At 29.8% G+C, this 12,346-nt stretch carries 15 protein-coding genes; 12 read left to right on the top strand and 3 right to left on the bottom strand.

The window, feature by feature from the left end; translation table 11 throughout:
• Positions 1 to 57 precede the first annotated feature (57 nt).
• The gene (locus RSD37_RS02305) at positions 58 to 768 is read left to right on the top strand and encodes a TVP38/TMEM64 family protein (protein WP_346945079.1); all 711 of its coding nucleotides are present in this window, start codon (positions 58 to 60) and stop codon (positions 766 to 768) included.
• 150 nt (positions 769 to 918) lie between these two features.
• Here the strand turns inward: RSD37_RS02305 and RSD37_RS02300 are convergent, their stop codons facing one another.
• On the bottom strand, positions 919 to 1,380 hold the full coding sequence (locus RSD37_RS02300) for a rhodanese-like domain-containing protein (protein ID WP_346945078.1): 462 nt from the start codon (positions 1,378 to 1,380) through the stop codon (positions 919 to 921).
• A gap of 248 nt (positions 1,381 to 1,628) precedes the next feature.
• Here RSD37_RS02300 and RSD37_RS02295 point away from each other — a divergent pair, with 248 nt between their 5' ends.
• From RSD37_RS02295 to RSD37_RS02270, 6 genes are read left to right on the top strand one after another with little or no spacing between them, the layout of a single operon-like run.
• Positions 1,629 to 2,414 (top strand): (Fe-S)-binding protein, encoded by a 786-nt coding sequence (locus tag RSD37_RS02295; RefSeq protein WP_346945077.1) that lies wholly within the window; start codon positions 1,629 to 1,631, stop codon positions 2,412 to 2,414.
• Positions 2,414 to 3,013, top strand: a complete 600-nt coding sequence (locus tag RSD37_RS02290) for a CDP-alcohol phosphatidyltransferase family protein (protein ID WP_346945076.1) — start codon at positions 2,414 to 2,416, stop codon at positions 3,011 to 3,013. Before RSD37_RS02295 ends, RSD37_RS02290 begins: the two co-directional genes overlap by 1 nt.
• Complete coding sequence (locus tag RSD37_RS02285; protein ID WP_346945075.1) at positions 3,003 to 4,211, top strand: ABC transporter substrate-binding protein; 1,209 nt, start codon at positions 3,003 to 3,005, stop codon at positions 4,209 to 4,211. The genes RSD37_RS02290 and RSD37_RS02285 overlap by 11 nt, the downstream gene beginning before the upstream one ends.
• On the top strand, positions 4,201 to 5,073 hold the full coding sequence (locus tag RSD37_RS02280; protein ID WP_346945074.1) for an ABC transporter permease subunit: 873 nt from the start codon (positions 4,201 to 4,203) through the stop codon (positions 5,071 to 5,073). The genes RSD37_RS02285 and RSD37_RS02280 overlap by 11 nt, the downstream gene beginning before the upstream one ends.
• Entirely contained in the window at positions 5,070 to 5,855 is a 786-nt protein-coding gene (locus RSD37_RS02275) for a hypothetical protein (RefSeq protein WP_346945073.1), read from the top strand. Before RSD37_RS02280 ends, RSD37_RS02275 begins: the two co-directional genes overlap by 4 nt.
• A gap of 15 nt (positions 5,856 to 5,870) precedes the next feature.
• The gene (locus tag RSD37_RS02270; protein WP_346945072.1) at positions 5,871 to 6,635 is read left to right on the top strand and encodes an ABC transporter ATP-binding protein; all 765 of its coding nucleotides are present in this window, start codon (positions 5,871 to 5,873) and stop codon (positions 6,633 to 6,635) included.
• Positions 6,636 to 6,817: 182 nt separating this feature from the next.
• Here RSD37_RS02270 and RSD37_RS02265 read toward each other — a convergent pair whose 3' ends face one another.
• The gene (locus RSD37_RS02265; protein ID WP_346945071.1) at positions 6,818 to 7,477 is read right to left on the bottom strand and encodes a TVP38/TMEM64 family protein; all 660 of its coding nucleotides are present in this window, start codon (positions 7,475 to 7,477) and stop codon (positions 6,818 to 6,820) included.
• A 271-nt stretch (positions 7,478 to 7,748) separates the two neighbouring features.
• Here RSD37_RS02265 and RSD37_RS02260 point away from each other — a divergent pair, with 271 nt between their 5' ends.
• The 5 genes from RSD37_RS02260 (at position 7,749) to RSD37_RS02240 (ending at position 11,667) form a co-directional block, all read left to right on the top strand.
• Positions 7,749 to 8,300, top strand: a complete 552-nt coding sequence (locus RSD37_RS02260; RefSeq protein WP_346945070.1) for a ferritin family protein — start codon at positions 7,749 to 7,751, stop codon at positions 8,298 to 8,300.
• 229 nt (positions 8,301 to 8,529) lie between these two features.
• Positions 8,530 to 9,138, top strand: coding sequence for an acetate uptake transporter (locus RSD37_RS02255; protein WP_346945069.1), 609 nt, complete (start codon positions 8,530 to 8,532; stop codon positions 9,136 to 9,138).
• Positions 9,139 to 9,358: 220 nt separating this feature from the next.
• Positions 9,359 to 10,747: a rhodanese-like domain-containing protein gene (locus RSD37_RS02250; RefSeq protein ID WP_346945068.1), complete on the top strand. Its 1,389-nt coding sequence runs from the start codon at positions 9,359 to 9,361 to the stop codon at positions 10,745 to 10,747.
• A gap of 24 nt (positions 10,748 to 10,771) precedes the next feature.
• Positions 10,772 to 11,173 carry a hypothetical protein gene (locus RSD37_RS02245; protein WP_346945067.1) on the top strand — a complete coding sequence of 134 codons (402 nt, stop codon included), beginning with the start codon at positions 10,772 to 10,774 and terminating at the stop codon, positions 11,171 to 11,173.
• A gap of 239 nt (positions 11,174 to 11,412) precedes the next feature.
• Entirely contained in the window at positions 11,413 to 11,667 is a 255-nt protein-coding gene (locus RSD37_RS02240) for a YgjV family protein (protein WP_346945066.1), read from the top strand.
• 206 nt (positions 11,668 to 11,873) lie between these two features.
• Here the strand turns inward: RSD37_RS02240 and RSD37_RS02235 are convergent, their stop codons facing one another.
• The gene (locus RSD37_RS02235) at positions 11,874 to 12,077 is read right to left on the bottom strand and encodes a zinc ribbon domain-containing protein (protein ID WP_346945065.1); all 204 of its coding nucleotides are present in this window, start codon (positions 12,075 to 12,077) and stop codon (positions 11,874 to 11,876) included.
• Positions 12,078 to 12,346: the final 269 nt, after the last annotated feature.

The following is a 12,346-nucleotide window of genomic DNA, read 5'->3' as shown; positions in this document are numbered from 1 at the left end:
AAGTATCCTTTGATGTATTCATAGGATGCTTTATTTAGATTATTATGGAGGAACATAATGAGTAATGAATTAAGAAATAAAAATAAACATGTTGGGAAAATAGTAATAATTTCAATAGTAGTAGCACTTATTTTAGTATATTTTTTTATTCCATCCTTTAATTCAAAAGTGAACGGAATATTCACTTTATTTAGTTCTATGAGTGTAGAATCAATTGCTGGATATATAAGATCATTTGGTATTTGGGCAGTAGTGATTTCATTCCTACTTATGATATTTCAATCAGTGGCGGCACCTTTACCAGCATTTTTGATTACCTTTGCAAATGCAGCTATTTTTGGATGGTGGCAAGGTGCAATTCTTTCTTGGGCAAGTGCAATGGCTGGAGCTGGAGTGTGCTTTTTCATTGGAAGAATATTAGGACGTGACGCTGTTGAAAAGCTAACAAGTAAATATGCAATGGTAAGTGTAGATGGATTTTTTGAGAGATATGGTAAACATACAATTTTAATTTGTCGTTTGTTGCCTTTTGTATCTTTTGATTTTATATCTTACGCTGCAGGATTAACATCCATGGGATTTATATCATTTTTAATTGCTACAGGTATTGGGCAATTACCTGCTACATTAGTTTATTCATACGTTGGAGGTATGCTAACTGGAGGGGTACAGATGGTAGTAACAGCATTATTACTTCTATTTGCATTAACTGTAATTATATTTATGATAAAGCAAATGTATAATGAAAAGCAGAAAAAGAAACAATAGCAAATTAATATAAGAAGAATAGTAGAAAGTACAAAAGAAAAAGAATGTAAGATTCAGAAGAAAATAACATAAAAAATAGCAGTGATGAAATTAATCATTCTCTGCTATTTTTTATATAATCATATTGATAAGAATAACTAGTAATTCAAATTACTTTTCTAATAAGTCATCGTGTGGCCAACCTTTTTGACCTTTTTCTAGGATGAATAATCTGCTAGCATCTACACCTTTTTCATTAACTAAATATTCTATAGTATTTTTTGCTCCGCCCCCGCCACCTGGGCAAACTACGATGATTGGATCTTTTGTAGCATTAATTTCATTTAAAGAAACATCTATTTTAGATTTTAATTCTGCAGTATCAGCTGGGTATGCATAAGTTGGAATTGTACCAACGATATGATGAGCATCATAATCTTCTTTAACTTGTATGTCAAGTAGATACATAGGGTCTTTATTTTCAATAGCAGTTTTTAATTGATCAGCTGTGTAATACTGATATTCCACTTCGGCACCCTTGTCCCCAGAAGAATCTTTTGGCTTGCTACAACCTATAAGTAGAGTTGAAATAACTACACAAAGAATTAATAATAAACTAAATTTCTTTTTCATTTAATATACCCTCATAAAAAAAGTTATGTACTTAGTACTTCAACCATTATATAGGATTAATCATTGGAACTCCAATAGATAAATCTAATAAGCTGTAGCTTTAGTATTACATGTATCTATAATTAATTGACAAGCATAGTGAATAAAGCTATACTTTTTTTGATAAAATAAAAGAACTGTAAGAACAGAGTGGTAGAGGGAGTGTAATGCCTCTTATTTTTATGCATGGAAGGAGGCGTAATGGGATTATGATTAAAGGTAAAATAAGTATAAAGACTCATCAATTGCTTAGTTTCAACCCAGTATTTTCAAAACTTGAAGCTGGTGACAACGTATTCTGGCCAGGGTGTGCTATTTTGTCTATGGGTGAAGATATAGTTATAAAAACCTATAAGCTTTTAAAAATGCAGATTCCAGATTTGGTATTGAGTTCCATGTGTTGTGGAAAACCATCACTGCATATTCAGGGAGGAAAACCCTATGAAAAAAAGAATACATACTTAAAAGAGGCATTTTTAAATTGTGGCATAAAGAAAATATATACACTATGTCCCAATTGTCAGCACACTTTGTCGAAGTATAGTGGATGTGAAGTGATTTCAGCATGGACTATTTTAGATGAAGCTATACCAAAAGATAAATATGATATTTGTAAAGGAAGAAGTTTGTCTTTACATGATCCTTGTCCAGTTAGAGATCATTTGGAAAATACTGTTGCCACAAGGAATATACTAAAAAAGCTTGGTGTAGATATATTAGAGTTTACAAACCATGGTGAAAAAACAATGTGTTGTGGTAAAAAAGATATGATTATGACTCTTAATCCAGAAAAAGGACAGAAGATTTTTATGGCTCGTGCAAAGCAAGCGACCTCTAGAGAAGTTGTTACATACTGTGCTTCTTGTGTAGATACTTTTAGGAATAATGATTTTCAGGCCAGTCATATACTAGAGCTCCTATGGCAAACACAGACAACGGGATCTTGGATAAATCGTTATAAGGCTGTTAAGGGTATTAAGAGGAGAGATAAATAATGCTAGATACATATGGAAGAAAATATATAGATAGAATATTTCATAAGGGAGCAGAGTTATTTTCAAGAATGGGATTAAAGCCTACTCATGTTACTGTAATAGCAGGTGCTATAGGAATTCTTGGGTCAATTGCCTTTGTATTTGGAGACCTTATGGTGTCCATTGCATTACTATGGATTTCAGGTTATCTTGATGCAGTAGATGGTACCATGGCAAGAAGAAGTGGAAAGGTATCACCTTGTGGTACTCTATTAGATATCTGGATAGATAGATTGGTTGAGATAAGTTATATTATTGCCTTTGCCATGCAATGTAAGGATGCAACTTTTACGTTACTAATTCTTACCTGTACAATTGTACTTTCTATGACTGTTTTTTTAACTAGTGGAATGTTAATGGAAAACTCAGGTATAAAAAGTTTTCATTATCAACCAGGACTAATGGAGAGAACTGAAGGTTTCATCATGTTTACAATTATGATAATTTTTTATTTATATATGAAGATCCTGGCACTGATTTATGGAATATTAATTTTATTTACAGCAATACAAAGATTGGTTATGGCAATTAAGGTATTAGGAGGTAACAATGAAAAATAAAAAACAATTAGCAATTCTTTTAATAGTGTGTCTTATATGCTCTGTTTTCATATTTATAGGGTGTGGAAATAGTGAGGCTAAAGAAGAGGTAGTAACACTATATGGTTGGGGTGGAGATGAAAGAGTTAATACCTGGATTGATACTAAGCTTGCTCCTTATGTAAAAGAAAACCATAATATCAAACTTAATCGTGTTCCTATGAACATTGATGAAGTTCTATTAAAGTTGACAAATGAAAAGAGTTCAACAGAAAAAGGTTCTATAGATGTTATTTGGTTAAATGGAGAGAACTTTTATTATGCAAAGAAAAATAAGCTTTTAAATGGACCTTTTGTAAGTGAATTGGAAAATGCAAAGAAATATGTTGATTTAAAAGGGAATGCAGCAACCACTGATTTTGGATATCCAACAGAGGGGTATGAGGCACCATGGGGAACTGCACAATTTGTATTTAACTATGATAGTGAGAAAATAAATACGCCTCCCACAAATTCAAAAGCATTAAAAGAATATGTAATGAATAATCCAGGTCGTTTTACATATCCACAATCAAGTGACTTTACGGGCTCAGCCTTTATTAGAACAGTACTTTATGATATTATAGGCTATGAAAATTTAAAGGATTTACCTGCAGATTATGATACAGTAAAAGGAGTAATGACTCCAGCTTTGAAGTATTTTAAGGAAATAGAACAGTATCTATGGAAAAAAGGTGAAGTTTATCCAACTGATTCAGCGCAGCTTGATGGATTATATCAAGATGGACAAGTAGAAATTGCTATGGATTATAATGCAAATAAAGCATTAAGTAAGGTATCAGATAATAGTTGGCCTGAATCTACAAAGAGTTTTGTGTGGGATAAGGGAACACCATTTAATACCCATTACTTAGCTATTGCTGCAAATTCTCCTAACTTAGATGGTGCATTAAAGGTAATTGATTCAGCTCTATCAGCACAGATGCAAATTTCTAAGGCTGATTTAAGTGGATGGGCTGATTTGCCATCAATAGAGTATGATAAATTAACAAAGGAAGAACAAATAGAGCTTGATAAGAATCTTACACCAGAAGATGAATATAAAGACACAATTCTAAGTTATGAAGAACTTTCAAAGCATCAACTAGCAGAATTAAAATCAGATCTAGTAGTTGTAATTGAAAAGGTATGGGAGGACGTGATTCTTTTTGATAAGTAACAAACAAAAGAATAAGATTTGGAGAGGATTAATGATTTTTCCTTCCTTAGTAATAGTAGTCCTTGTTACCGTGTTTGTTATTGTTAATACCTTTATAGAAAGCTTGGGATATATTCCCGAGCTTTCATTTAATCATGTTACTTTTCAATACTACAAGGAGTTATTTTCAGATACAGTATTTATTAGAAGTTTACTTTACAGCTTCAAGGTGGCAGTGATTTCAGCGGTGATTTCAACAATACTTGGATGTTATTTAGGCTATTACATATCAAAAACTAAGAATGTTTTTATAAGTATTCTTTATAGATTACCGATATTATTATCTTATGTGGTAGCGTCGGCTTTAATTTTTAATACCTATAGTGATAGAGGATTATTATTTCATATAATGTCTGGGCTAGGTTTTAATAGAGCTAATATTAACCTTATATTCCATTCAAGTGGTATTGCAGTAATACTTTTAAATGTATTTAAGGGAATGCCATTCATTGCGTTTAGTGTAGCGCCAATATTTATAAAAGCAGATAATAATTATGGGTTTATAGCACAGAATTTAGGTTGTACAAAGTTTCAATATATAAGAAAAATTCTTTTGCCATTAGCAAAGAGAGCTATATTTACTTCTTTTTTAATCATATTTAATTTTAACATGTTTACCTATGAGGGGTTTTATTACCTTGGTCCATCTAATCCAATTTCTATAGGGGCCTACGCATATAAAACTTATTTAAATCCGGATTTATCAAATAGAGTTTATGGAATGGCAATTAATATGATAATGATTTTAATATCTCTTATACTATGTCTTTTATACTATAATATGATTAAGGGTAAAGGTGGACAAGTGGAGGTAGAAAAATGAAGAAAGTTTTTCATCATATAGTAATCTCATGTATTTTAATATTTCTTCTATTACCAATTATCTCTATAATTATTTGGGCCTTTTTCAGTGCTTGGAAATCTACGTATATTTGGCCAAGTAACTTCAACTTATCAGGATTTCAATACTTTTTTAACTCAAAGGATTGGTATATAGGACTAAAATCAGTTGTTTTTTCTATGGAGGTTGGATTTGTTTCTTTGATTTTAAGCATAATGCTTTCACGATTTTTTATAACAAGTGAAATAAAGCATAAGGTTATATTAGAGAGTGTATTTTATTTACCGATGTTACTTCCTGTTATCAGTATATGTTTAGGCAGTCATAAACTGTTTTTAAGATATTTTTCATCATGCGGAGTTGCAATTATGATATTACATATATATTTTTCATTGCCATATGCCTTCAAGATGGTATATTCTTATTATACAGTGTGGGGAATAGAAGATGAGATAATAGCAAGGGGTCTAGGAGCATCACCTTGGCAAGGGTTTCTACATATTAATATCCCAATATATTTTCAGGGGTATATATCAAGCTTTTTTATGGCTTTTATAGTATCTTACTCCCAATATTTTATTAATTTTTTTATTGGAAACAGTAATCATATTAATTTTTCTATGATTATGACACCTTATATAACAAATTCTAATCGAAATATTGCAGCGGTGTACACCCTTATGTATTTATTTTATAGTGTAATAGTAATGCAAATAAGCTCACTTATAATGAAGAGGTTTAAGGTGAAAAATATGGACATGTAGAAAGGTAGGAAGACCATGAGTAAAATAGAATTAAAAAATATAGATTTTTCTATTGGTGAAAAACAGATTTTAAAGGATGTTAATCTACTTATTGAAGATGGTGAGTTCTTTTCTATCTTAGGACCAAGTGGGGTTGGAAAAACAACGATTTTCAGAATAATTACAGGAGCTTTATCACCTACAAAAGGAAGTATTATTGTTGATAATAAAACTATAAATGATTTATCTATAGAAAAAAGAAATATTGTCATGGTACATCAATCTAAACAGCTTTTTCCACATATGACAGTAAAAGAAAATGTTGAATTTGGATTGAAAATGAGAAAACTACCTAAAGAGACAATAGAAGAAAAGGTAAGGTTCCTTGTGGATTTCTTTAATATGGAAGAATATATGAAAAAATATCCACATCAACTTTCTGGGGGACAGCAACAACTTATAGCATTAATGAGAGCATTGGCAGTGGACCCAAAAGTACTTTTGCTAGATGAACCTTTTACAGGATTAGATAATAATCTTAAGATTTATGTAAGAGATTATATTATGAAAGTACAAAAGAAATTTAAAATTACCACTATCATGATTACCCATGAAAAAGAAGATGCTTTTTCAATGAGTGATACCATTGCTTTTTTATTTAATGGACAGGTAGCATTAGTGGAGAAAACAAGAAACCTTACAATTTCCACTGATATACCTGATATCGATGAATATTTGGGCGAAATTACTATATTACTAAATGGAAGTATTGTATTTTCAGATAAAATAATAAATATTTAGAAATAAATTTTATTATAATTTATTTATTACCCTTTATAAGGGTTACTTTATCTATTTATAAGTTTTTAACAATATAATTAGATTTATTTATGTGATAGACAAATTAAATATTGATATAATAGTATTGTTTGCAGTTCTTATCTAAATGAAGATAAGTGTTTAGCAGAGTCTAAAATCATCTGCTATTTTATAGAACTTCTCTTTGCAATGAGTTTGCCAAGTAGAAGGGAAAAAATTGTTAGAAGTATCAAAAACACAATAGAAATTATGAAGGCTGGATCGTGAATATCAATAGCTTTATTTCCAATATTTAAAAATACTAAGGTTCCAGGTAAGATGCCTAGTATAGTAGCAATCATATAATTGCTAAATTTTATTGATGTTAATCCTGCACCATAGTTAATCACGTTGTAAGGCATGGCTGGTATTAGCCTTAATATGAAGATCACCCTAAAGCCTTGTTTTTCATCCATTTCCAATAAAAATTTGCTCCATTTTTCAGGAAGTTTCTTTTGTAGTAGTTCTGTAACAGCATCTTTTGCTAAGCTTTTAGCCATAAGAAACATGATTCCACTATTTAAAGTTGCACCGATAATGGTATAAATTGTACCATAAGTAAAACCAAAGAGTAAACCACCCGCAAGGGCTAGAACAGGAACTGGGAAAAATGCAATGGGTAGTAAGGTAAAGGCAAGAATATAAATTATAGGAGCTAAGTATCCAAAGTCTTGGATATATTCTCTCAGTGTTTCAGCAGTTAAACCTTTAAAAAATATGAAGTAAATAATTACTAGTATCAGAAGTAAGAAAACTGAAAGTAAAGTTTTCTTATTTTTTTTCAAATTAATGACCTCCTTCGTTAATTTGTTTTTACAAGTAGCATTGCAATATTTATATTAAAGAACTAGATAAGGGATACACAAATTATCATATATAGTTTGTAATTATAAGTCAAGGCAGGGTTGTGGTGTGTCATACTAGTGTATATAAAATAAGTTAAATCATTTCAATCTGTAAATTATAATACAAACTGTGTACTTTTATAGTAAATAATTATATAATATTTTAAATGTAATATATAATAAAGATAGAAAGTTTTAGGTGGTGAATAATATGAAGTGTAAAATATGTGGGATGGATATAAATGAAAAGAATTACAATTTTAATCAATGGGCCTTCTTAGAAAAAAATTCAACAGATAACATTATATTTTGTCCATTTTGTGGGGTTGGTAAGGCGCATCTAAGTAATGATAATGAAATTATTGAAGTAGAAAGTAAATTGCTTGATGAAAAGACACTAAAGATTTTAGATCATGCTGCTAAGCTTGAACTTTTCAATGGGGATTTTTATAATACAGCAGCTAAAATGGCTAAGAGTGAAGATGTTTCGAAATTATTCGAAGCACTTGGGAGAATAGAAATATTTCATTCTAAAATTCATTTGAAATTGGGTGGGTTTACAAAAAATCCAAGTTTAAGTAAGATAAATTACAATAAACATGATAGCGATGATGCACTCTTAGAATTAGCAAAACAACGAGAAAAGCATGCTATTGAATATTATGAGAAGTATAAAAAAGAAGTGAATAGTAAGAATTTGGTTAGAGTTTTTGAAGCATTAATAGAAGTAGAAAAGGATCATATTACACTTATTAAAGAATAAGTTTTTGATAAGTGTAATGTTAAAAAAGATTTTAAAACTCTAAAAAGTGCCTTAATGGGGAAAATCCTAATATACTATTTGAAGATGAATCTGCTGTTGAAGAGTATCAAAATATTTCAAAGGGACATAACCCCCAAATAGGCCAGTATTTATATTGACAACAAATATCATATATGATACTGTAGGTAAGTGTGAAATTTATATGAATAAACAACGAGGAGGAACAATCATGCAAGATACAAAGGTTAAAATTGTAGTAGCGGACCCATCTGCTCTAGGATTATTTGGATTAGCAATGGTAACGTTAGTAGCATCATCTCAAAAATTAGGATTAACATCAGGGGTGTCTTTGATTTTACCATGGGCAATATTTTTAGGAGCAACAGCTCAATTATTTGCATGTATTAATGATTTTAAGCATAACAATACATTTGGAGCAACAGCTTTTGGAGCTTATGCATTCTTTTGGTATGCAATAGGATTTACATGGTTAATACAAAATGGAGTATTTGGAACAGCTTTAGCAGCATCAGTTGATTTAAATCAACTAGGATTTGCATATGTAGGATATTTAATATTTACAATATTTATGACCATAGGAGCTATGGAAACTCATAAGGTGCTATTTACAATATTTGTACTGATAGATTTTCTATTCATAGGACTGGCATTATCAACCTTTGGAGTTGCTTATCACGTAACACATATGATAGCTGGATATTCAGAACTAGCAATAGCTCTAGTTTCATTCTACGGTTCAGCAGCTGCAGTACTTAATACTCACTTCGGAAGAGTATTCTTACCAGTTGGAAAGCCATTTGGAATATTTAAGAAATAATATTTATTGATTTTATAGAAGTGATGATTTAATTCGTCACTTTTTTTGTGTTGTAAAAATGGTGTTATTTTCTATAATTTAAATAATCTTTTATATTAGATTTCTTAATAGATAAAGTTTAATGATTATAAAATTAAATACTACACGACAAATGTTTACATAGTATATAAGAGATGATAATCTAACTATGGAAAAAACATTAATACAAGGAGGGATTACTTTGAAAAAAAGTATTAAATTAATAATAATGGCGTTAATTTTAACACTTTCAATGACTGCACTAACTGCCTGTGGAAGTAAAGATAAGGCTAAAGAAGAAGGAAATTCAAATATCGAAATTAAAACTATAGACACTAAAGAACTTTCGAAAAATATTGGAAATGATCAATGGGTAATAGTTGATACAAGAGAAAATGATGCATTTAACGGATGGAAGTTAGATGAGGTGAAAAGAGGCGGACATATTCAGGGTGCTGTAGATTTTTCAGCAGCATGGTTAGATGTGGATAGTAAAGATAAAGATAATCGATTAGCAGAAGACTTAGAAGCTAGAGGAATATCAGCAGAGAAGAATGTAGTACTTTATGATGCTAATGGTGAAGATGCTAAATCTGTTGCAGAATATTTAGCAAGTAAAGGATATGAAAACTTATATACATATGATGTTAAAGAGTGGGCAGTGAATGACGAGAATGATATGGAAGCTTATGATAACTATGAGATGTTAGTTCCAGTATCATGGGTAAAAGATTTAGTGGATGGAAAAAAACCTGAAACTTATGAAGGTAATGACTTTAAGGTATTTGAGGTTTCATGGGGACAAGAATCAGATTCTCCAGACTATTTAAGCAAAGGCCATATACCAGGAGCAATACATATTAACACTGATGAAGTAGAGGAAGGTCCATTATGGAATCGTCTTTCAGATGAAAAACTTATAGAGTTTGCAATGGCAAATGGAATAACTGTTGATACAACTGTAGTTTTATATGGAGCAGATACTACTCCTGCTGCTAGAGTAGCTACAATATTAAAGTATTTAGGTGTAAAAGATGTTAGATTAGTAAATGGTGGAACTAACAAGTGGGAAGTAGCTGGATATGAATTAGAGAAAACGTCCAATGTAAAGGTAGCGGTGGATTCATTTGGAGCAGATGCACCAGTAAATAAAGATTATATTGTTGATTTTGAAGAAGCTAAAGCAATAATTTCGGATAAAGAAGAAAGTAGATTAGTTGATATTAGAAGCTGGGATGAATATATAGGAAAAGTTTCTGGATATGACTATATAGAGCCAAAGGGGCGTCCTGCTGGTGCAGCATGGGGTCATTCGGGAACTGATAGCTCAAGCTTAGCTGATTATAGAAACATAGATAACACAATGATTAATAAGGATTTAATACTTAAAATGTGGGCAGAATATGATATAACTCCAGATAAAAACTTATCATTTTATTGTGGAACTGGCTGGAGAGCAGCAGAAGTTTTAATATATGCAGATGTAATGGGACTTAAAAATATATCTCTTTATGATGGTGGATGGAATGAGTGGAGCGGTAACACTGGAAATGAACCAGGTACCATAGAGACAGGAGAACCACAAAAATAATATAAATAAGAGTAAGGTATTAATATGAAGATAAAGAATACTTTTAAATGGGTTGGAATAATTATTCAAGTTGCTTTAACAGTAGTGGCAGCAGTTTTGCATTATTTATCTAATAAAAAGATGGGGGTAATGCGTTCGCTAACATACAGAAATACTGTGTGGAATAATTTGAATTTAAGAAGCTGGATAATTTGTATTTTAGTTTTATTATTACTATTATTTATAGTTTTAGCATTTATAAAATATAAGAAATCCTTAAAGATTAAATATTTTATAATAGTTATAGTAGTAAATGTGCTATCTTTGATATTTACTATTAGCTTGAACTCAAAAGAGATGTTATCTTATTATGTAATAATAATAGGAGTTGTAAGCGTACTAACTATAGAAGGTTTAAAGCTTACCTTTCTTCAACCTAAAAAATAATAAAAGATAAATACTTAAACAGGTAGGTCTAAAATGGACTTACCTGTTTTTTTATTGTTATTCATAAAGCCTAAACAAGTATAAAATAAAAATACATTAGCATAAATCTCTAAATAATAGACAAACTATAAGTAGAAACTTGAGTTTAGGAATCAGTGTTATATTTAAATAAGTTTTAAAATCGTAATAAAAGATTGGAATTTATGATTAGTATAGTTAATTATTAGGAGGATAAATTTATGTTTGGCATTTCATTAGTAGAGTGGCTTGGATATTTAGCATCTATATTAATTGCAATTTCCATGTTTATGAAGGACATTATAAAGCTTAGATTTATAAATTTAATAGGGTGCCTTTTGTTTGCGATATATGGATTTATCATAGGATCATATCCAGTATCTATTGTTAATATTTTAATAGTATTCATAAATTTATATTATTTATATAAGTATCTTAAGAAAATTCGACTAGACAAGCTGAATAATCATAGTTGAAAATATTGTTATGTTTTTATCAAATATATAATTTAAGTTGAAATTTTAAAATAGTGGCTGTCTTAAAATTTTATTTTAAAACAGCCACTATTTTAGTAATATTTATTATTAATTTTCTTCAATGTATTTTTATATAGATGATTTGTTATCCTCTTGGTCTAGTTCTTTATCAAGAACAAAGGTCACAATTACTCTGAGAATAAATATTACCCCATTAAGAAGTCTAAAATATTTTCACCTGTGCTAGTAGTTCCTTTGTATAGTTCAGTATAGCCACATTTTTTACAGCTAATTGTTATAAATTTTTTATTTTGTACATCAAAGATTTTTGATAGTGTACCTCCAGTTGCTTGAAACTGATCATTTTCATACTGATCACAACCACATTTTATACATTTGTAGGTTATCATGTTAATCACTCCATTTCTTAATTTATAATTATATTATAAATTAAAATCATCAAAATAAACATTAACAATTAAAAAGTTTTCCTGCAAGGTAATTAATTTACAAAAAATATGAATTGTGGTATGGTTAATTTGAAATATTTCAATTAAATGAATTTTATATATGGTGAAAAAATTTATTTTAATAGTATTATAGCTAAGGATAAATTATAAAAATGTATTAATCAATAACTAACTGATACGTTCATATTAAGTTTACAATGAATTAATTT

This window comes from Clostridium sp. (assembly GCF_036646415.1).
Lineage (GTDB): Bacteria > Bacillota > Clostridia > Clostridiales > Clostridiaceae > Clostridium_J.
This window is presented reverse-complemented; position numbering and strand designations above follow the sequence as displayed.